Origin of the sequence: Streptomyces sp. NPDC001728, from assembly GCF_040297565.1 — a bacterium.
In the GTDB taxonomy this organism is placed as follows: domain Bacteria; phylum Actinomycetota; class Actinomycetes; order Streptomycetales; family Streptomycetaceae; genus Streptomyces.
In genome coordinates, this window is the sequence record NZ_JBEOZK010000005.1 from 144,285 (window position 1) to 164,176 (window position 19,892).

20 protein-coding genes and 1 tRNA gene are annotated in these 19,892 nt (G+C 72.3%); 13 read left to right on the forward strand and 8 right to left on the reverse strand.

What is annotated here, in order from left to right; translation table 11 throughout:
- Positions 1–40: 40 nt before the first annotated feature.
- Positions 41–1,438 (reverse strand): GntP family permease, encoded by a 1,398-nt coding sequence (locus ABT154_RS10395; protein ID WP_351855389.1) that lies wholly within the window; start codon positions 1,436–1,438, stop codon positions 41–43.
- Between the two features lie 17 nt (positions 1,439–1,455).
- Positions 1,456–1,974 carry a gluconokinase gene (locus tag ABT154_RS10400; protein ID WP_351855392.1) on the reverse strand — a complete coding sequence of 173 codons (519 nt, stop codon included), beginning with the start codon at positions 1,972–1,974 and terminating at the stop codon, positions 1,456–1,458.
- A gap of 147 nt (positions 1,975–2,121) precedes the next feature.
- Here ABT154_RS10400 and ABT154_RS10405 point away from each other — a divergent pair, with 147 nt between their 5' ends.
- The 3 genes from ABT154_RS10405 (at position 2,122) to ABT154_RS10415 (ending at position 4,641) form a co-directional block, all read left to right on the forward strand.
- The gene (locus tag ABT154_RS10405; RefSeq protein ID WP_317874123.1) at positions 2,122–2,823 is read left to right on the forward strand and encodes a FadR/GntR family transcriptional regulator; all 702 of its coding nucleotides are present in this window, start codon (positions 2,122–2,124) and stop codon (positions 2,821–2,823) included.
- Positions 2,824–2,926: 103 nt separating this feature from the next.
- A complete protein-coding gene (locus ABT154_RS10410; RefSeq protein ID WP_351855395.1) occupies positions 2,927–4,012 on the forward strand; it encodes an S-(hydroxymethyl)mycothiol dehydrogenase in 1,086 nt (361 codons plus the stop codon).
- Positions 4,012–4,641, forward strand: coding sequence for an MBL fold metallo-hydrolase (locus ABT154_RS10415; RefSeq protein WP_351855398.1), 630 nt, complete (start codon positions 4,012–4,014; stop codon positions 4,639–4,641). The genes ABT154_RS10410 and ABT154_RS10415 overlap by 1 nt, the downstream gene beginning before the upstream one ends.
- On the opposite strand, the gene ABT154_RS10420 is transcribed toward ABT154_RS10415, so the two are convergent.
- Together ABT154_RS10420 and ABT154_RS10425 are read right to left on the reverse strand one after the other, a co-directional pair.
- Positions 4,625–5,554 carry a pseudouridine synthase gene (locus tag ABT154_RS10420; protein ID WP_351855400.1) on the reverse strand — a complete coding sequence of 310 codons (930 nt, stop codon included), beginning with the start codon at positions 5,552–5,554 and terminating at the stop codon, positions 4,625–4,627. The two genes, ABT154_RS10415 and ABT154_RS10420, sit on opposite strands and share 17 nt — an antisense overlap.
- 71 nt (positions 5,555–5,625) lie before the next feature.
- Positions 5,626–5,713, reverse strand: a tRNA-Leu gene (locus tag ABT154_RS10425).
- Between the two features lie 230 nt (positions 5,714–5,943).
- Between ABT154_RS10425 and ABT154_RS10430 the strand changes: the two genes are divergently transcribed.
- The 3 genes from ABT154_RS10430 (at position 5,944) to ABT154_RS10440 (ending at position 8,601) form a co-directional block, all read left to right on the forward strand.
- Complete coding sequence (locus ABT154_RS10430) at positions 5,944–7,269, forward strand: M20/M25/M40 family metallo-hydrolase (protein WP_351855403.1); 1,326 nt, start codon at positions 5,944–5,946, stop codon at positions 7,267–7,269.
- 141 nt (positions 7,270–7,410) lie between these two features.
- The gene (gene chpH / locus ABT154_RS10435; RefSeq protein WP_030218232.1) at positions 7,411–7,644 is read left to right on the forward strand and encodes a chaplin ChpH; all 234 of its coding nucleotides are present in this window, start codon (positions 7,411–7,413) and stop codon (positions 7,642–7,644) included.
- A gap of 141 nt (positions 7,645–7,785) precedes the next feature.
- Positions 7,786–8,601: a chaplin gene (locus ABT154_RS10440; protein ID WP_351855406.1), complete on the forward strand. Its 816-nt coding sequence runs from the start codon at positions 7,786–7,788 to the stop codon at positions 8,599–8,601.
- A gap of 67 nt (positions 8,602–8,668) precedes the next feature.
- Here the strand turns inward: ABT154_RS10440 and ABT154_RS10445 are convergent, their stop codons facing one another.
- On the reverse strand, positions 8,669–8,857 hold the full coding sequence (locus tag ABT154_RS10445) for a DUF5703 family protein (protein ID WP_030692832.1): 189 nt from the start codon (positions 8,855–8,857) through the stop codon (positions 8,669–8,671).
- A 47-nt stretch (positions 8,858–8,904) separates the two neighbouring features.
- Here ABT154_RS10445 and ABT154_RS10450 point away from each other — a divergent pair, with 47 nt between their 5' ends.
- The gene (locus ABT154_RS10450) at positions 8,905–9,588 is read left to right on the forward strand and encodes a hypothetical protein (RefSeq protein ID WP_351855409.1); all 684 of its coding nucleotides are present in this window, start codon (positions 8,905–8,907) and stop codon (positions 9,586–9,588) included.
- Between the two features lie 81 nt (positions 9,589–9,669).
- Here ABT154_RS10450 and ABT154_RS10455 read toward each other — a convergent pair whose 3' ends face one another.
- Both ABT154_RS10455 and ABT154_RS10460 read right to left on the reverse strand, forming a co-directional pair.
- Positions 9,670–11,922, reverse strand: a complete 2,253-nt coding sequence (locus ABT154_RS10455; RefSeq protein ID WP_351855411.1) for a helix-hairpin-helix domain-containing protein — start codon at positions 11,920–11,922, stop codon at positions 9,670–9,672.
- Positions 11,919–12,896 (reverse strand): aldo/keto reductase, encoded by a 978-nt coding sequence (locus ABT154_RS10460; protein ID WP_351855413.1) that lies wholly within the window; start codon positions 12,894–12,896, stop codon positions 11,919–11,921. The genes ABT154_RS10455 and ABT154_RS10460 overlap by 4 nt, the downstream gene beginning before the upstream one ends.
- A gap of 130 nt (positions 12,897–13,026) precedes the next feature.
- Between ABT154_RS10460 and ABT154_RS10465 the strand changes: the two genes are divergently transcribed.
- Together ABT154_RS10465 and ABT154_RS10470 are read left to right on the forward strand one after the other, a co-directional pair.
- Positions 13,027–14,076 carry an LLM class F420-dependent oxidoreductase gene (locus ABT154_RS10465; RefSeq protein ID WP_351855782.1) on the forward strand — a complete coding sequence of 350 codons (1,050 nt, stop codon included), beginning with the start codon at positions 13,027–13,029 and terminating at the stop codon, positions 14,074–14,076.
- Between the two features lie 232 nt (positions 14,077–14,308).
- Complete coding sequence (locus ABT154_RS10470; protein WP_351855415.1) at positions 14,309–15,094, forward strand: ferritin-like domain-containing protein; 786 nt, start codon at positions 14,309–14,311, stop codon at positions 15,092–15,094.
- Between the two features lie 54 nt (positions 15,095–15,148).
- On the opposite strand, the gene corA is transcribed toward ABT154_RS10470, so the two are convergent.
- On the reverse strand, positions 15,149–16,141 hold the full coding sequence (gene corA / locus ABT154_RS10475; protein ID WP_351855784.1) for a magnesium/cobalt transporter CorA: 993 nt from the start codon (positions 16,139–16,141) through the stop codon (positions 15,149–15,151).
- A gap of 131 nt (positions 16,142–16,272) precedes the next feature.
- Here corA and ABT154_RS10480 point away from each other — a divergent pair, with 131 nt between their 5' ends.
- From ABT154_RS10480 to mshC, 4 genes are all read left to right on the forward strand, one after another.
- A complete protein-coding gene (locus tag ABT154_RS10480) occupies positions 16,273–16,962 on the forward strand; it encodes a histidine phosphatase family protein (RefSeq protein WP_351855419.1) in 690 nt (229 codons plus the stop codon).
- Between the two features lie 68 nt (positions 16,963–17,030).
- The gene (locus ABT154_RS10485; protein ID WP_317876817.1) at positions 17,031–17,621 is read left to right on the forward strand and encodes a DUF3090 domain-containing protein; all 591 of its coding nucleotides are present in this window, start codon (positions 17,031–17,033) and stop codon (positions 17,619–17,621) included.
- Positions 17,618–18,418: an SCO1664 family protein gene (locus tag ABT154_RS10490; RefSeq protein ID WP_351855423.1), complete on the forward strand. Its 801-nt coding sequence runs from the start codon at positions 17,618–17,620 to the stop codon at positions 18,416–18,418. Before ABT154_RS10485 ends, ABT154_RS10490 begins: the two co-directional genes overlap by 4 nt.
- A gap of 152 nt (positions 18,419–18,570) precedes the next feature.
- On the forward strand, positions 18,571–19,800 hold the full coding sequence (mshC, locus tag ABT154_RS10495) for a cysteine--1-D-myo-inosityl 2-amino-2-deoxy-alpha-D-glucopyranoside ligase (protein ID WP_351855426.1): 1,230 nt from the start codon (positions 18,571–18,573) through the stop codon (positions 19,798–19,800).
- Positions 19,801–19,892 lie beyond the last annotated feature (92 nt).

Consider the following 19,892-nt stretch of genomic DNA (forward strand, 5'->3'; position numbering starts at 1 on the left):
GTCAGCCACGACCGGCCCTCACCTGCGATTCATGCCTGCGCTACAGCACCAGCGACAGCAGCAGGACGAACACGATGCCGACCACCGAGATGATCGTCTCCATCACCGACCAGGTCTTGATCGTCTGGCCGACGCTCATCCCGAAGTACTCCTTCACCAGCCAGAACCCGGCGTCGTTGACGTGGCTGAAGAAGAGCGAGCCCGCGCCGATCGCGAGGACGAGCAGCGCCGTGTGGCTGGTCGACATGCCCTCCGCGAGCGGTGCCACGAGGCCCGCCGCCGAGATCGTCGCGACGGTCGCGGAGCCGGTCGCCAGCCGGATGGCGACGGCGATCAGCCAGGCGAGCAGCAGGGCCGGGATGGACCAGTTCTCGGAGAAGTCCAGGATCATCTGGCCGACGCCGATGTCGATCAGGGTCTGCTTGAAGCCACCGCCCGCGCCGACGATCAGCAGGATGCCGGCGATGGGGGCGAGGGACTTCTCGACGGTCGAGGACAGCCGGTCCTTGGTGAAGCCGGCCGCCCGGCCCAAAGTGAACATGCCCACTATGACGGCGGCGAGCAGCGCGATCAGCGGCGAGCCGATGACGTCGGTGACCTTCTGGACGCCGTTCTCGGGGTCGTCGACGACGATGTCGACGAGCGCCTTGACCAGCATCAGGACGACGGGCAGCAGGATGGTCGCGACGGTGACGCCGAAGCCGGGACGCTTCTCCAGGTCCTCGGAAGGACGGGTGGGGATCATCCTCTCGGGGGCCGGGATGTCCACCCAGCGGGCGGCGTACCGGGAGAAGACCGGTCCGGCGATGATCACGGTCGGGACGGCGACGACGAGACCGAGGGCGAGGGTGACGCCCAGGTTGGCGCCGACCGCGTCGATCGCGACGAGCGGGCCGGGGTGCGGCGGGATCAGCCCGTGCATCACGGAGAGACCGGCGAGGGCCGGGATGCCGATCCGCATCAGGGAGTAGTTGCCGCGCTTGGCGACGAGCAGCACGACCGGGATCAGCAGCACGATGCCGACCTCGAAGAAGAGCGGCAGCCCGATCACGGAGGCGATGAGGACCATCGCCCACGGCATGGCCCGGCCGCTCGCCCTGGCGAGGATCGTGTCGACGATCTGGTCGGCGCCGCCCGAGTCGGCGAGCAGCTTGCCGAGGATCGCGCCGAGGGCGATCAGCACGCCCACACCGGCGACGGTGGCGCCGAGGCCGGTGGTGAAGGACTTGATGGTGTCCGCGAGCGGGGCCCCCGCGAACGCGCCGAGGGCGAGCGACCCGATGGTCAGCGCCAGGAAGGCGTGCAGCTTGAACTTGGTGATGAGCAGGACGATGACGGCGATGCCGGCGAGTACGGCGATGCCGAGCTGGGCGTTGCCTGCCGAGGTGATGGGTTCGGCGGCGTCCGCTGCCAGGATCTCGACGCTGAGACTGGTCACGGTGGAGTCCTCGGGGGTCAGTGGGTGAGCCGGCGCAGCGCGGCGGCGGCCCTGGCGGTGATCTCTTCGGGGGTGCCGGAGACGTCGACGGCGACGCCGGCCTCGTCGTCCTGCAGCGGCTGCAGGGTGGCGAACTGGGAGTCGAGGAGCGCCGTCGGCATGAAGTGGCCCTTGCGGCCGGCCATGCGTTCCTCGATGAGCTTCCGGTCGCCGGTCAGATGGAGGAAGACGACACCGGGAGCGGCGGCCCTCAGCCGGTCCCGGTAGCTCCGCTTCAGCGCGGAACTGCTCACCACACCGCCGAGCCCGGCCCGGCCGTGCGCCCACCCCCCGATGGCGTCGAGCCAGGGCTCGCGGTCGGTGTCGTCCAGAGGCATGCCGGCCGTCATCTTGGCCACGTTCGCCGCCGGGTGGAAGTCGTCGCCCTCCGCGTAGGGGAGGCCGAGGGCTTCCGCGACCAGCGGGCCGATCGTGGTCTTGCCGGTTCCGGCGACGCCCATCACGACGACGACCTGGGGGTGGGGGGTGGTGCTCATGGGTGGTGCCTCGCTGTCTTCTTCGACATCGATCCGTCGCGCCCATGAAACCCATTGGGTACGACGTATTCAAGGGGCTGTGACATAAAAGTAGTACTTTTAATTCCCGATGTGATCATCCAGGCGGGCGCGCATAGGCTTGCCACCATGACGACACCGGCCCAGGGGCTCCACTCCCACGTCCTCGCCACCCTGGGTCTCGCGATCACCGCGGGGGAGTACCCGCCCGGCACGGTGCTGCGCACCGACGAGCTGGCCCAGCGCTTCGACGTGTCCCGGACGGTGGTCCGCGAGGTCGTCCGCGTCCTGGAGTCCATGCACCTCGTCGAGTCCCGCCGCCGCGTCGGCGTGACCGTGCTCCCCACCGCCAGCTGGAACGTGTACGACCCCCAGGTCATCCGCTGGCGCCTCGCCGGCGCCGACCGCCCCCGCCAGCTCCGCTCGCTGACCGTGCTCCGCTCCGCCGTCGAGCCCGTCGCCGCCGGCCTGGCCGCGGTGAACGCCACACCCGAGCAGTGCCGGGAGCTCACCGAGCAGGCCCTCGGCATGGTCGCCACCTCGCGCGGCCGGCGCCTGGAGGAGTACCTCGTCCACGACATCGCCTTCCACCGGGTCGTGCTCAACTCCTCGGGCAATGAGATGTTCGCCCGCCTCGGGGACGTCGTCGCCGAGGTCCTCACCGGCCGCACCCACCACCATGTGATGTTCGAGGACCCCGACCCGGCCGCCGTCACCCTCCACGTCCAGGTCGCCGAAGCGGTACGGGAGCGGGACGCCGTCCGCGCCGAGGAACTCACCCGGCAGATCGCGGTCGGCGCCCTCCAGGAGCTGGACGTACTGGCTCCGTGAGGACGCCGTACGCCACCGGGAATCGGCCCCGTCTCGCGTTTTGTCGGGAGATAGTGGTACCCAAGAGCCTTGCAAGATCCGTTCGGAGGAAGGAAAGTTCGCGATGCCGCAGCACGTTCAGGGGGTCATCGCCCCCGGCAGGAACGAACCGGTACGGGTCGAGACGATCGTCATCCCCGACCCCGGCCCCGGTGAAGCCGTCGTGAAGATCCAGGCCTGCGGTGTCTGTCACACGGACCTGCACTACAAGCAGGGTGCCATCAACGACGAGTTCCCCTTCCTGCTCGGCCACGAGGCCGCCGGAATCGTGGAGTCGGTCGGCGAGGGCGTCACCGACGTCGAGCCCGGCGACTACGTGATCCTCAACTGGCGTGCGGTGTGCGGCCAGTGCCGCGCCTGCCGCCGGGGTCGCCCCTGGTACTGCTTCGACACCCACAACGCCAAGCAGCGGATGACCCTGCTCGACGGCACCGAGCTCTCCCCGGCCCTCGGCATCGGTGCCTTCGCCGAGAAGACCCTCGTCGCCTCGGGGCAGTGCACCAAGGTCGACCCCGCCGTCGCCCCCGAGGTCGCGGGCCTCCTCGGCTGCGGCGTCATGGCCGGCATCGGTGCCGCCATCAACACCGGGAACGTGGGCCGCGGCGACACCGTCGCCGTCATCGGCTGCGGAGGCGTCGGCGACGCCGCGATCGTCGGCTCCCGCCTCGCCGGAGCCGCGAAGGTCATCGCCGTCGACATCGACGACCGCAAGCTGGAGACGGCGAAGGCGATGGGCGCCACCCACACCGTCAACTCCCGCTCCACCGACCCCGTCGAGGCCATCCGCGAGCTCACCGGCGGCTTCGGCGCCGATGTCGTCATCGAGGCCGTCGGCCGCCCGGAGACGTACAAGCAGGCCTTCTACGCCCGCGACCTCGCCGGCACCGTCGTCCTCGTCGGCGTCCCCACCCCCGAGATGCAGCTCGAACTGCCGCTCCTCGACGTCTTCGGCCGCGGCGGCGCGCTCAAGTCCTCCTGGTACGGCGACTGCCTGCCCTCCCGCGACTTCCCGATGCTGATCGACCTGCACCAGCAGGGCCGCATCGACCTCGCCGCCTTCGTCACCGAGACCATCGGCCTCGGCGACGTCGAGAAGGCCTTCGCCCGCATGCACGAGGGCGACGTCCTCCGCTCGGTGGTGGTGCTGTGATGAGCGCCCGCATCGACCACCTCGTCACCTCCGGCACGTTCAGTCTCGACGGCGGCACCTGGAACGTCGACAACAACGTCTGGATCGTCGGCGACGACACCGAGGCCATCGTCGTCGACGCCGCCCACGACGCCGACGCCATCCTCGCCGCCCTCGACGGCCGGGCCCTGCGCGCCATCGTCTGCACCCACGCCCACAACGACCACGTGGACGCGGCCCCGGCGCTCGCGGCGGCCACCGGCGCCCGCATCCTGCTCCACCCCGCCGACCAGCCGCTCTGGAAGCAGACCCACCCCGACCACAGCCCCGACGGCGAACTCGCCGACGGCCAGGTCCTCACCATCGCCGGCACCGACCTCACCGTGCTGCACACGCCCGGCCACGCCCCCGGCGCGGTCTCCCTGTACGCCCCGGAGCTGGGCACGGTCTTCACCGGCGACACCCTCTTCCAAGGCGGCCCCGGCGCCACCGGTCGCTCCTTCTCGGACTTCCCCACGATCGTCGACTCGATCCGCGGGAAGCTCCTCACCCTGCCTCCGGAGACCGTGGTGCGGACGGGGCACGGCGACACCACCACCATCGGCGCCGAGGCCCCGCACCTCCAGGAGTGGATCAGCCGAGGCCACTGAGAGCCAGCCGGCTCTCGAACCGCAGTCCCTCACCCGTGAACGGGTCGGTGAACTCCAGCGTCCGCGCGAGCAGTTGCAGCGGACGCGCGAAGTCCTCCGGCCCGTCCGCGCGGACCACCGGATAGACCGGATCGTGCAGGAGCGGCAGCCCCAGCGCGTTCATGTGCACCCGCAGCTGATGGGTCCGCCCGGTCTCCGGCACCAGCCGGTACCGCCCGAGCCCGCCCGCGTGCCCGAGCAGCTCGATCCGGCTCTCCGCGTTCGGCTCGCCGCCCGGCACCTCCCGGGCGGCCATCACCCCGCGCTCCTTCTCGATCCGGCTCCGCAGGGTCACCGGCAGCGCCACCGCCGGGTCGTACGGAGCCAGGGCCTCGTACTCCTTGCGCACCCGCCGGTCCCGGAACAGCGTCTGGTACGCCCCCCGGTCCTCCGGCCGTACGACGCAGAGCACCAGTCCCGCCGTCAGCCGGTCCAGCCGGTGCGCGGGCTGGAGGAACGGCAGCCCGAGCTCCCGCCGCAGCCGGGCGAGCACGGTCTCGGTCACATGCCGGCCCCGGGGCATCGTCGCGAGGAAGTGCGGCTTGTCCGCGACCACGATCCGCTCGTCCCGGTACACGACCCCGACCGGGAACGGTACCGGCTCCTCCACCGGGAAGTCCCGGTGGAACCAGAGATACCGGCCCACGGTGTACGGATCGTCCCCGGCCACGGGCCCGTCGACCCCGACGAACCGGCCCTCGCGCAGCATCTCCTCGACCCGCCCGGCCCCGACGGCCGCCGCGTACCGGTCGAGCAGATGGTCCCGTACGGTCGCCCACGCCCCGTCCGGATCGTCGGGGAGCCGTACGCGGACGGGATCGACCCCGTCCCGCTGGGGCAGCGGCGCGGCCGGCGCCTTCGCTCTCCGTCTCACCGCTCCGCCTCGTGACCGCACGTACAAAAGCGGAAGTCCCGGTCGAGATGATCTCGACCGGGACTTCCGTCTGGTGTCCGAGGGGGGACTTGAACCCCCACGCCCGATAAAGGGCACTAGCACCTCAAGCTAGCGCGTCTGCCATTCCGCCACCCGGACAAGGTGTCTGTCTTCCTGGCCGCTCGGCCCTTCCGACGTGGAAAACAATAGCAAACATCTGGGGTGGTCGATCACCACCCCGATCACCACCCCGGCCGGCCCCCGGCGCGGCCCCGTCGTGTGCCGGGCGCATGTCGCCCGAGGGCCGCCCTTGGGCGTGGGCGGGGGCACGCGGGAGGATGGGCGGGCACCGAAGCAATCACGTGGGGCACGTAGTGGGAGGAAGCAGCGTGAGCGAGTCGAACACCGGCCGAACCGTCACCGCGGAGAACGAGGTCGTGGACCTCTGTCGCGACCTCATCCGCATCGACACCAGCAACTACGGGGACCACTCCGGTCCCGGCGAGCGGGCGGCCGCGGAGTACATCGCCGAGAAGCTCGCGGAGGTCGGACTCGAACCGAAGGTCATCGAGTCGCACCAGGGGCGGGCCTCCACGGTCGCCCGCATCGAGGGCGAGGACCCGTCCCGCCCGGCCCTGCTCATCCACGGCCACACCGACGTCGTCCCCGCCAACGCCGAGGACTGGACCCACCACCCCTTCTCCGGGGAGATCGCGGACGGCTGCGTCTGGGGCCGCGGCGCCGTCGACATGAAGGACATGGACGCGATGACCCTCGCGGTCGTACGGGACCGGCTGCGCAGCGGCCGCAAGCCCCCGCGCGACATCGTCCTCGCCTTCCTCGCCGACGAGGAGGCCGGCGGCACCTACGGCGCCCGGCACCTGGTCGACAAGCACCGGGACCTCTTCGACGGGGTCACCGAGGCCATCGGCGAGGTCGGCGGCTTCTCCTTCACCGTGAACGAGAACCTGCGGCTCTATCTGGTCGAGACGGCGCAGAAGGGCATGCACTGGATGCGCCTGACTGTCGAGGGCACCGCGGGCCACGGCTCGATGACCAATGACGACAACGCCATCACCGAGCTGTGCGAGGCGGTCGGCAGGCTCGGCCGCCACCAGTGGCCGGTCAGGGTCACCAAGACCGTCCGCTCCTTCCTGGACGAGCTGTCGGACGCGCTGGGCACGCCGCTCGACCCCGAGGACATGGACGGCACCCTCGCCAAGCTCGGCGGCATCGCCAAGATGGTCGGCGCCACCCTGCGGAACTCGGCCGCCCCGACCATGCTCGGCGCCGGCTACAAGGTGAACGTGATCCCCGGCCAGGCCACCGCGCACGTCGACGGCCGCTTCCTGCCCGGCTACGAGCAGGAGTTCCTGGCCGACCTCGACCGGATCCTCGGACCGCACGTGAAGCGCGAGGACGTGCACGGTGACAAGGCCCTGGAGACCGACTTCGACGGCGCCCTGGTCGACGCCATGCAGCTGGCGCTGCGCGCCGAGGACCCGATCGCCCGCGCCGTCCCGTACATGCTCTCCGGCGGCACCGACGCGAAGTCCTTCGACGACCTCGGCATCCGCTGCTTCGGCTTCGCCCCGCTCCAGCTGCCGCCGGAGCTGGACTTCGCCGGCATGTTCCACGGTGTGGACGAGCGGGTGCCCGTGGACGGGCTGAAGTTCGGCGCGCGGGTTCTGGACCGGTTCATCGATGCCTGCTGACGGAGCCCGCCGAATTCGTTCGCGCGTTTGTATGTGACCAGAAAGAGTGAATGAACTCGGAGGCTCGTAGCCCCCACCATTCCCCCTCGTTACAGGTGTTGCGGTCCGCGGCTGGGACCGCGTTTCCAACTAGGAGGAATAATGATCAAGAAGGTCGTCGCTGCTGCGGCTGCCACTGGCGGTCTCGTTCTCGCGGGTGCGGGCATGGCCGTTGCCGACGCGGGTGCCCAGGGTGCCGCCATCGGTTCCCCCGGTGTCCTCTCGGGCAACGTCGTCCAGGTTCCGGTTCACGTCCCCGTGAACCTGTGCGGCAACACGGTCTCCGTGATCGGCCTGCTGAACCCCGCCTTCGGCAACACCTGCGTCAACGCCTGACGTTGTGCCTCGCCCCGTGAGGGTGTGAGCCGGTCCGGCCCCGGAGTGCGTGCCATGCACTCCGGGGCCGGTGGCCATTTCCGCCCCGGGTCCTCGGCCCGGTGGCACTCTTTCGAAGCCGAGCAGGCAGGGAAACAAGCTATGCGACAGGTCACGCGCAAGGGTCTGGTCATCGTTGCGGCAGCCGGAGGCGTTTTCGCCGCCATCGGTGGCGGATACGCGCACGCCGATTCCGGTGCGTACGGTACGGCCACGAATTCCCCGGGCGTCGCGTCCGGAAATTCCGTCCAGGTCCCGGTGCACGTTCCGGTGAACGCCTGCGGAAACACCGTCAATGTCGTCGGAGTGCTGAATCCGGCGATGGGAAACACCTGTGCCGACATCTCCGGGCCCGGCGGTCCCGGCGGCTCGTCCGCCGGTGGGCACACCAGCCGCTCTCCCGGGGTCGCCTCCGGCAACACCGTCGAGGTGCCGGTCGATGTCCCGGTGAACGTGTGCGGCAACAGCGTCACGGGCATCGGCCTGGGCAACGCCGTCGCGGGCAACGACTGCGCGAACGGCGCGGACGGGGGCTACGGCGAGGAGGGCGGCTACGGCGAGGACGACGGGGACACGGGTTACGGGGAGGAGACCCCGGGGACCCCGGGGACCCCTGGGACCCCTGGTACTCCCGGCACTCCTGGTACGCCCGGGACCCCTGGCACCCCTGGTACGCCTGGCACCCCTGGTACTCCTGGCACGCCCGGTACTCCCGGTACTCCTGGCACTCCCGGTCACCCGGGTACCCCCGGCGAGGTCGGGCCGAACACTCCCGGGACACAGGTCCTCACTCCGCCGCGCGGCGTCGAGGAGCTCGCCGAGACAGGTTCCGGGCCGCTCGGCGTGATCGTCCCCGCCGGTGCCGGTCTGCTGCTCGCCGGATCGCTGATCTACCGACGCGCCCGCAACGCCGCCTGAGGCGCCCCGGTCGCGCACCACGCACAAGGGGCCCCGCACCGGGGCCCCTTCTCGCCGTCCTGTTCCGCTACCAGGTCGCCCGGACCTGGCGGATGATCCGCCGCTTCAGCCGCACCCTGCGGCTCCCGTCCCGGTGCAGGCTCAGACGGTCCAACTCCCAGTGTCCGTACTCGGCATGGTCGGTCAGCAGCCGCGCCGCCTCCTTGCGGGAGACGCCGCGCGGCACGTACACGTCGACAAATTCGTATTCCGGCATCGCATCTATTGTGCGGGCACCGGCCCGGTACGGATAGCGTCTGTCCCATGTCTGATGCTGCGCAGCCCACCGCTGCCGAGGTACGCGCCGCCGCCGAGGCGGTCAAAGCCGCACTGGACCGTCACCTCGCGGCGGTCGAACGCCGCACGGGGGACGACGACCCGGCCGTCTACGAAGCCTTCAACGCCCTCGCCACGGCGGCCGAGGCGTACGACGAACTCCTCTACGACCGCTACGACGAGGTCACCCCCTTCGAGATCCCCGGAGCGGACGGCGCCCTGCCGCCCTACGCCGGACCTGACGAACCCCATGCCCTCAGCGTGCTGATCCGCCGCGACTACGCCGTGGCGGAACCCCAACGACTTCTCGCCCAGGCCCGCCGCGTCGCCGAGATCGACGGCCCGGCGGACACCACGGGACCGGCCGCAAGGGCCGGCGTCTCGCCGCTCGCCGCGCTGGGCGTGCTCTTCGGCGAGTTCGAACCCGACGAGATCGCCTCCCGGCACAAGGAGTTCGGCCTGGAGGAGGGGGACTCCACGCTCTGGGTCACCGCCGCCGAGGAACTCCCGGAACCGGGGGAGTGGCTCAACGCCCCCTTCGACCACGCCGATCCGGAACGGATCATCTGCCGCTTCGACGTCAGCTCCGTCTTCGACGAGGACGAGGACGAGGACGAGGGCGGCGACGGCGACGGCGACGCGGAGGAACGGGCCGGCGGCTCCGGCTCCTGACGGTACGGAGAGCCGGGGGAGACGGCGGAGGGCCGGGACACCGATCGTGGTGTCCCGGCCCTCCGGCGGTCCTTGCCCGGTCTACTCCTCGGGCACGGCCAGCAGGGCTTCGAGGAGCGGCCGAAGCCGCGTCGTACGCTCCGGAACCACCCCCTCGGCCACGGCACGCGGCAGCGCCTGGTCCACGCCGTGCACGACCGACAGATGGCGCTCCGCCCGGCCGAAGGCCGTGTACACCCACGGCCTGCTCAGGCCCCCGGCGGCGTCCCCGGGCAGCACCACGACCACCGCGGGCCAGCGCGCCCCGGCCGCCTGGTGGGCGGTGAGGGCCCAGCCGTGCCGCAGCGCCGACTCCACCCGGTCCCGGGGTACGAGGATCTCCTCGTCCGCGCACCGCAGCCGCAGGCCCTCGGCGTCGGCCGACAGGACCGTGCCCGTCACCGTCCGCCCCGGCACGGGCGCGTACGCGACCCGGTCCCCCGGGTCGTAGCCGCCGAAGCGGCCGGGGCCGGGGTTGAGCCGCTGCTTGAGCGCCGCGTTCAGCGCGCGCGTCCCCGCCGAGCCGCCGTGGCCGACCGTGAGGACCTGTGTCTGCTCCGGGGGCACCCCGATCGCCCGGGGCACCGAGTCGGCCACCAGCTGGACCGTACGGTGCACGGCCTCGCCGGCGTCCCGCACGGGGACGATCACGATCTCCTTGCCGGGGGCCTCGACCTGGTTCAGCTCTCCGGCGCCGATGCCCGAGACCAGCTCGCCGAGCGGCCCCGGGTCGGGCAGCCGGGAGGCGATCCGGGGGCACACCCGGGCGGCGAGCGCATCGGAGAAGACCCGCCCCGCACCGGGCGCGCCCAGGACCTCCGGGTCGCCGCTCAGCACCAGACGGCAGCCGTCCGGAAGGGACTCCACGAGCATCGCGGCCGTCTCCACGTCCAGCTGCGGCGCGTCGAGCACCACCAGGAGATCCAGCGCGAAGGCGCCCTCCTCGTCGCGGCCGGGACCCGCCGTACCGGAGAGCAGCGCGGCGACCGTCACCGCGTCCGCCGCCTCGGTTCCGAGGGCGCGGCGTCCGCTGTCGGCGTGGACGGCGACCAGGGTGCGCAGCCCGCGCGCGCGGGCCGCCGCCGCGAGGGCCACCGGCTCGGCGCGGGAGGCCTCGCCGCCGGTGTGCAGCACGAGGCCGTGCGCACCGGCGGCGCGCTCCAGCTCGGAGCCGTCCCAGTCGTCGGCCGTCGCCGTCTTGACCAGCCGGGCGAGACCGTCCGCGAGGCTCTCCTCCGCGAGCGCGTACCGGTCGAGCCCGAGGAGCACGGGCGGGGCGGGCTCCTCGGAGACGGGCGCCTCGGGCTCCTCGTCCGTCTCGTCCGCCTCGGGCTCCTCCGCGGGGGTCTCCTCCTCCTGGAAGACGAGGACCGCGCCCGTGGAGATCGCCTCCCCGACCGCCGCCTCGGGGTCGGGCACCCGGTGCCCGGTGAGTCCGGCGCGCACGGCCTGGATCTCCAGGGCGGTGTGCCCCTGGAGCGCGGCCCGCTCCAGCAGCCACACCGTCAGGGCGACCGTGCGGCGGGGGTCGTCGGGGCCGCACGCGGCACCGAGCAGCGCCCGTGCGAAGCCGTCGGCCTGCTCCGTGCGCACCCCGGGCACCGCGAGCAGCTGCCAGGGGTCGTCGAGCAGGGCCGAGGCCGCGCCCTCGCCGAGGGCGCCGGCGACCTGCCCGGCCAGCGCCTCGGGTGCGCCGCCCTTGGCCAGGACCTCCCGTACGGCCTCGGTGGTGCCGGGGGCCGGTGCGGGGGCGTGCGGGGGCGCGGGGGGCCGTACGGTCGCGGCCGGGGACGCCTCGGGGGAGGGGCGCCGGGGGGCGGGCGCGGGGGCCTCGTAGAACGCGGTGCCCGGGGCCGAGCCGCCCTCGACGGCCCGTACGGCCGCGAGGAGGTCGGCCGCCGTGCCGCTCAGCTTGGCGCCGCTGGCGAGCGGCCCTTCCTTCTCGGCCTTCCGCGCCTCGATCCTGGCCCGCAGCTCCCGCTGCGCGGCGAGCTCGGCCTGCGCGTCACTCAACTCGGGCGTGTCGGCGGCCTCGGCGACGGCCTCCCCGGTCTCGGCCCCCGCCGCGTCGGCAGCTCCGGCACCGGCCGCGTCGGCGTCGGCCGCGTCGGCGTCGGCCTCGTCTGCGGCCCCGGCTTCGTCCTTCGGCTCGTCGCTCGGCCCGTCCTGCGTGGCGGGCTCCTCGGAGGGGTCCCCGACCGCGACCGGTGCCGTGGCGTCGGCCTCCTGCGCGTCCTCGGTCGGCTCCACGTCCTCGGGTGCCTCGGGCGCGGTCTCCCCGGAAGGCTCGGTCACAAGGTGCTCCAGTCGTGATCCGGATAGCGGTGCACGGGCGCCGACACATCGTCCAGCGCCCGACAGATCTCGTCAGGAAGACTAAGGGTCTCCACCGACAACGCGGCCGTGAGCTGGCGTGCGGTGCGCGCGCCGACGATCGGGGCGGTCACTCCGGGCCGGTCGCGGACCCAGGCGAGCGCCACGTGCAGCGGGGTCGTCGAGAGGCCGTCGGCGGCGGTCGCGACCGCGTCCACGATCCGGCTCGCCGCCTCGTCCAGGTACGGTTCCACGAACGGCGCCATCGTCTCCGAGGCGCCCCGCGAGTCCGTCGGGGTCCCGGTGCGGTACTTGCCCGTCAGGACCCCCCGTCCGAGCGGTGACGAGGGCAGCAGGCCTATCCCGAGGTCCTGGGCGGCGGGCAGCACCTCGCGCTCCACGCCCCGCTGGAGGAGCGAGTACTCCAGCTGCGCCCCCGCGAGCCGGGTACGGTCCCCGGAGAGCTGCCAGGTGCCCGCCTTCGCGAGCTGCCAGCCGCAGAAGTTCGACACGCCCGCGTACCGCGCCCGCCCGCTGCGTACGGCGATGTCGAGGGCCTGGAGGGACTCCTCCAGGGGCGTGTACGGGTCGTAGGCGTGCAACTGCCACAGGTCGACGTGGTCGGTGCCGAGCCGGGCGAGGGAGGCGTCGAGCGCGGCGAGCAGGTGCCCCCGCGAGCCGTCCGTGCGCCGGTCGGGGTCCGGCACGCTGCCGGCCTTGGTCGAGAGGACGAGGTCCTGCCGGGAGACGAGCCGCTCCATCAGACGTCCGAGCAGATACTCGGCCTCGCCCCCGCCGTACACGTCGGCGGTGTCCACGAGCGTGCCGCCCGCGTCCCAGAACGCCTTCAACTGCTCGGCGGCGTCGTGCTCGTCGGTGTCCCGGCCCCAGGTGAGGGTGCCGAGTCCGATGCGCGACACACGCAGGCCGGTACGTCCGAGATGCCTCTGCTCCATGGGCGCGAGATTACTGGCCAGGGCACCACGCGGAGAGAGCCTGTGGACAACCACGTCCTGACGGATGCCCCGGCCGCGCGCTAGAGTCCGGCCCACAGGGACGTTACTGATGGGTAAGGGGTGCGTGGACATGCGGCTCGGCATCAACCTCGGCTACTGGGGTGCGGGCATGGACGGCGACAACCTCGCCGTCGCCCAGGAGGCGGACCGCCTCGGCTACGACGTGTGCTGGGCCGCCGAGGCCTACGGCTCCGACGCCCCCACCGTGCTCGCCTGGGTCGCGGCGAAGACCGAGCGGATCGACGTGGGCTCGGCGATCATGCAGATCCCGGCCCGTCAGCCCGCGATGACGGCGATGACCGCCGCCACCCTGGACTCGCTCACCGGCGGCCGGTTCCGGCTCGGCCTCGGCGTCTCCGGACCCCAGGTCTCCGAGGGCTGGTACGGCGTGAAGTTCGACAAGCCGCTGTCCAGGACGCGCGAGTACGTCGAGATCGTCCGCAAGGCGATGTCCCGCGAGCGCCTCACCCACGAGGGCGAGCACTGGACGCTGCCGCTGCCCGGCGGCCCCGGCAAGCCGATCAAGCTCACCGTGCACCCGGAGCGCGAGCACATCCCGCTCTACATCGCCGCCATCGGACCGAAGAACCTGGAGCAGACCGGCGAGATCGCCGACGGCGCCCTGCTGATCTTCCCCTCCGCCGCCCATCTCGAGGAGACCGCGCTGCGGCACCTGCGCGCGGGCCGCGAGAAGGCCGGTCTGACGATGGACGGCTTCGACGTCTGCCCGACCCTGCCGCTGGCCCTCGGCGAGGACGTCGACGCCCTGGCGGACGTGTTCCGCCCGTACACCGCGCTCTACGTCGGCGGCATGGGCAGCCGCAAGCAGAACTTCTACAACCAGCTCGCGCAGCGCATGGGCTACGAGAAGGAGGCCGCCGAGATCCAGGACAAGTACCTGGCCGGCGACAAGACGGGCGCGGCGGCGGCCGTGCCGCAGAGCCTGATCGACCAGACCACCCTGCTGGGCTCCGTGGCGCGGATCGCCGAGCGGATGACGGCGTACGCCGAGGCCGGGGTCACCACCCTCACCCTCGCCCCGGCCGGCTTCACCCTGGACGAGCGGCTGGCGGCCCTGCGGGCGGGCGTCGAGGCGATGGAGCGGGCGGGCCTGGCGTAACAGCGGGAGCGCCGTCGAGAAGTGGTTTCTGCGGCCGTGGTGGGGGCTCGGGGGTCTTCCCCGCCACGGCCGTCATGCAGCACAACGCTCCACGGGCCCCCCGGTTACGCCTTCCGGGCTCACTCTTTCGGCCGAGCCCTGGGAGCCCTCCTGTTGCCCCTCGGCGCCGACGGCACTTGACTCGGTCTCCCGGGACGTACGGAACGCGGACGTCCGCACGGAGGTGGCGGCGATGCTCACGGCCAGGAGCCTGTTCCAGGAAATCATCGACGAGGACGAGTCCTTCCGGCTCTTCTGCTCGATCGCGGCGAGCGGTGAGTCGCAGGGCGGCTGGGAGAACGCCCGGATCGCGGCCCTCGTCGCCCCCGGCATGAAGGAGCTCACGCCCAAGATCACCCGGCACGGCGCCGACGAGGACAAGCACGGGCGGATCTTCAACGCGTTGATGAAGAAGCGCGGCCTCGAACCCGTCCCCGTACCGCCGGACACCGACTACACGATGCTGCTCGAACAGCGCGGCATCGGTCTGGCGCACGACAAGCTCCGCCGGGACCAGCGGCTGACCGAGAAGGACGTGATCGTCTACCTCGCCCACAGCAGGGTCACCGAGCAGCGGGCCGCCGACCAGATGACCATGCTCGTGACGTACTTCGGGGACCACCCCGAACTGGGCCGGGCCATCCGCATGATCGACAACGACGAGGCCAACCACCTCGCCTACTGCCACGAGGAACTCCTCCGCCTCGCGCGCGCGGGCCACGGCCGGCTCATCCAGCGGACCCTGCGCGACTCGGCCCTCGCCGAGATCCGGGTCTACCGCGACGTCAGCCTCGCCGTCATGCGCCACATGGGCCGCATCCTGGACTGGCCCAGGCCCAAGGCGGCCGTCCTCGCCGCCGGGATCAACGCCATGTACGCGTACGAGCGGGTCGCCGGGTGGCACCGGATGGTCGACCTGCGGATGCCCGAGCGACTCGACGCCCTCGGCGGCCCCGCTGCCCCCGCCCCCGCCTTCTGACCCGTGCCTGCGGTCCCGGCTCCCAGGCCGGCCCCGGGGTCCCGGGGCGCGGCCTCACATCCAGCCGCGCCGCTTGAACATCCGGTACAGCGTGAGGACGATGCCCGCCATCAGGCCGATCACCACCGGGTACGACCACGCCCAGTGCAGCTCGGGCATGTGATCGAAGTTCATCCCGTAGATCCCCGCGACCATCGTGGGGACCGCGGCCATGGCCGCCCACGCCGAGATCTTCCGCATGTCGTCGTTCTGCCGCACGCCCATCTGGGCCAGATGCGCCGACAGCACGTCCGACAGCAGCCGGTCGAGCCCCTCCACCTGCTCGTTGGAGCGCAGCAGATGGTCGTTGACGTCCCGGAAGAAGGGCTGCGAGTGCTCGTTCACGAACGGCACCGAGCCCGCCGTCAGCCGGGCCATCGGCCCGGCGAGCGGACCGCTGGCCCGCCGGAACTCCAGGACCTGCCGCTTCGCCGTGTAGATCCGCGCGGCGGTGTTCGTCGGATTGCCCCCGGAGGGCGCGAAGACGTCCGCCTCCAGCTCCTCCAGGTCGACCTGGAGCTCGCCCGTCACATCGAGGTAGTGGTCCACGATCGTGTCGCTCACCGCGTACAGCACCGCCGTCGGTCCGTGCTTCAGCACCTCCGGGTCGGCCTCCAGTCGCCGACGCACCTCCGCGAGCGGCGCGCCCTCGCCGTGCCGCACCGTCACCACGAACGAGTCGCCCATGAACAGCATCAGCTCGCCGGACGAGACCCGGTCGCTCTCCGGCTCGTACACGATCGGCTTGAGCACCGCGAACAGCGAGTCGTCGTAGACCTCCAGCTTGGGCCGCTGGTGGGCCTTGAGGGCGTCCTCGACGGCGAGCGGGTGCAGGGCGAACTCGGAGGCCACATGGTCGAACTCCGCCTCCGTGGGCTCGTGGAGCCCCACCCAGAGGAAGGCGTCCCCGGTGGCGCGTGCCTCCGCCAGGGCGTCGGAGAGGTCGGAGGGCCCGGCCGTACGGCGCCCGTCCCGGTAGATGGCAGAGTCCACGATCACGGGCCGTATTCTCCATCGAACGGCCCCGGTACGCACGCGTGGATCCGCCCGGACCTCCCCGACCGCCCTCCGGGCCGCCGGGAGAACGACCGGTTCCCCGCCCGCCGGGGAACCGCCGGACACCGCCTAGGCTGGCGGCCATGGCCACGCTGATCCTCGTCCGGCACGGACGCTCCACCGCCAACACCTCCGGGGTCCTCGCCGGGCGCACGCCCGGGATCGCCCTCGACGAGCGCGGGGCCGCGCAGGCCGCCGCGCTCCCCGGGCGCCTCGCGGACGTCCCGCTCGCCGCCGTCGTCTCCAGCCCGCTCCAGCGCTGCCGGGAGACCGTGCGGCCCCTCCTCGAAGCCCGCCCGGACGTTCCGCTGTACGTCGAGGACCGCGTCAACGAGTGCGACTACGGCGACTGGTCCGGCCGCAAACTGGCCGAGCTGAACGACGAACCCCTCATGGAGATCGTCCAGGCGCACCCCTCCGCCGCCGCCTTCCCCGGCGGCGAGTCCATGCGCGCGATGCAGGCCCGCGCCGTCGACGCCGTCCACGACTGGAACGCGAGGATCGACGCCGAGCACGGCGAGGACGCCTGCTACGTCATGTGCTCGCACGGCGACATCGTCAAGTCGCTCGTGGCGCACGCCCTCGGCCTCCACCTCGACCTCTTCCAGCGCATCCACGTCGACCCCTGCTCGGTCACCGTGATCCGCTGGACGCGCACGCGTCCCTTCCTCCTCCGCCTCGGCGACACCGGGGACTTCGCCGGGTTCGGCCCCCGCGAGCACCCCGACAGCAGCGGGACGGCCGCCGTCGGGGGCGGTGCGGGCGCACCGTGATCCCTTCGCGCAGTAGGGTGGACGCGCCGCTGTAGTACGACTGTCGAGACGCAAGGGAGCCGGGAAACGTGTCCCGTCAGGTGTTCCTCTACGACCCACCGGAGCGTTTCGTGGCCGGTACGGTCGGGCTGCCTGGCCGCCGTACGTTCTTCCTCCAGGCGTCCGCGGCCGGCCGGGTCACCAGCGTCGCCCTGGAGAAGACGCAGGTCGCCGCGCTCGCCGAGCGCATGGACGAACTCCTCGACGAGGTCGTCCGCCGCACCGGGGGCAACGCGCCCGTCCCCGCCGTCGCCCCCGCCGAGGTCTCGGACAGCGCCCCCCTCGACGTACCGGTCGAGGAGGAGTTCCGGGTCGGCACCATGGCACTCGCCTGGGACGGCGAGGAGCAGCGCATGATCGTGGAGGCGCAGGCGCTCGTCGAGCTCGACGTGGACTCCGAGGAGGACCTCGCCGAGGCCGAGGAGCGCATGCTCCAGGACGAGGAGAACGGCCCGCCGATGCTCCGGGTCCGCCTCAGCGGCGCCCAGGCGCGGGCCTTCGCCAAGCGGGCCCTGGACGTGGTCAACGCCGGCCGTCCGCCCTGCCCGCTCTGCAGCCTGCCGCTGGACCCCGAGGGCCATGTCTGCCCGCGTCAGAACGGATACCGCCGCGGAGCATGAGCAGCCCTTCGACCCAGGACGCCGAGCTGCTCGCCCACGGTGAGCTGACCGTCCGCGGCCGGGTCCGCGAGGCCTCCAACGCCGTCCTGTACTGCTCCGTCGCCTACGAGGGACGCGAGGCGGCCTGCGTCTACAAGCCGGTCGCGGGGGAGCAGCCCTTGTGGGACTTCCCCGACGGCACCCTCGCGCAGCGGGAGGTCGCCGCGTACGAGATCTCCGAGGCGACCGGCTGGGGCCTGGTGCCGCCGACGGTGCTCCGCGACGGACCGTACGGCGAGGGCATGGTCCAGCTGTGGATCGAGGCCGATCCCGGGGCCCGGCTGCTCGCCCTCACCGAGGACGCCGAGCCGGGAGAGGGCTGGAAGGCCGTCGGGCCCGCCCAGGTCGACGAGGACCGCACGGCGCTGCTGGTCCACGCGGACACCCCGGAGCTGCGGCGGCTCGCCGTCCTGGACGCCGTGATCAACAACGGCGACCGCAAGGGCGGGCATCTGCTCCCGGCCCCCGACGGGCACCTCTACGGCATAGACCACGGGGTCACCTTCCACGTCGACGACAAGCTGCGCACCCTGCTGTGGGGCTGGGCGGGCGAGGAGCTGCCCGCAGAGGCGGCCGGGGTACTCGACGGGCTCGACCGCTCGCTGGCGCCCGGGGCGCCGCTCGCCACCCGTCTGGCGGAACTGCTGACCGGCGCCGAGGTGGCGGCGGTACGCGCCCGGGTGGGGGCGCTGCGCGCCACCGGACGGCATCCGGAGCCCTCGGGGCAGTGGCCGGCGATCCCCTGGCCGCCGGTCTGAGACCGACCGAAAAGTCTCGGCCAAGGCGCGGGGGGATGGGTGTGCACCCCTGGGGGGTATGCATGCACGCCTGAGACCCGCAAGAGCGCCTAATCGGTCAAGATCCCGGATCCGGTTCGTATCCGGAACACCTGTCCGGTTACGCTCGGGTCATGCATGCCTGGCCCGCTTCTGAGGTCCCCGCCCTTCCTGGCAAGGGCCGCGACCTCCGGATCCACGACACCGCGACCGGCGGACGAGTCACCCTCGCCCCCGGCCCCGTCGCCCGTATCTACGTCTGCGGCATCACGCCGTACGACGCGACCCACATGGGTCACGCGGCGACCTACAACGCGTTCGACCTCGTTCAGCGCGTGTGGCTCGACACCAAGCGGCAGGTGCACTACGTCCAGAACGTCACGGACGTGGACGACCCGCTCCTTGAGCGCGCGATCCGCGACGGCATCGACTGGGTCGGCCTCGCCGAGCGCGAGACCGCCCTCTTCCGCGAGGACATGACCGCCCTGCGGATGCTGCCCCCGCAGCACTACATCGGCGCCGTCGAGGCCATACCCGGCATCGTCCCGCTCGTCGAGCGCCTGCGTGACTCCGGTGCCGCCTACGAGCTGGAAGGCGACGTCTACTTCTCCGTCGACGCCGACCCGCACTTCGGGCAGGTCTCGAACTACACCGACGAGCTGATGCGCCACCTCTCCGCCGAGCGCGGCGGGGACCCGGAGCGCCCCGGCAAGAAGAACCCGCTCGACCCGATGCTCTGGATGGCCGCCCGCGAGGGCGAGCCGAGCTGGGACGGCGCCAGCCTCGGCGCGGGCCGCCCCGGCTGGCACATCGAGTGCGTCGCCATCGCCCTCGACCACCTCGGCATGGGCTTCGACGTGCAGGGCGGCGGGTCCGACCTGATCTTCCCGCACCACGAGATGGGCGCCTCCCACGCCCAGGCCCTCACCGGCGAGTTCCCGATGGCCAAGGCGTACGTCCACGCCGGCATGGTCGGCCTCGACGGCGAGAAGATGTCCAAGTCGCGCGGCAACCTGGTCTTCGTCTCGAAGCTCCGCCGCGACGGCGTCGACCCGGCCGCCATCCGGCTCGCGCTCCTCTCCCACCGCTACCGCGACGACTGGGAGTGGACCGACCAGGTCCTCCAGGACGCCGTGGAGCGCCTCGGGCGCTGGCGCGCCGCCGTCTCCCGCCCCGACGGCACCCCCGCCGACGCGCTCGTCGAGGAGCTCCGCGAGGCGCTCTCCGACGACCTCGACACCCCCACCGCGCTCGCCGCGGTGGACCGCTGGGCCGCGCTCCAGACGGCCGAGGGCGGCGACGACGACTCCGCCCCCGGACTCGTCTCCCGCGCCGTCGACGCACTCCTGGGCGTCGCCCTGTAGTACCCCTCCCGCGCAACTCCCGTTTGTGCAACCGCCCTTGGACTTCCTGACGAAGTCCGGGGGCGGTTCCTTTTTGCCCTGTCGCGATGCTC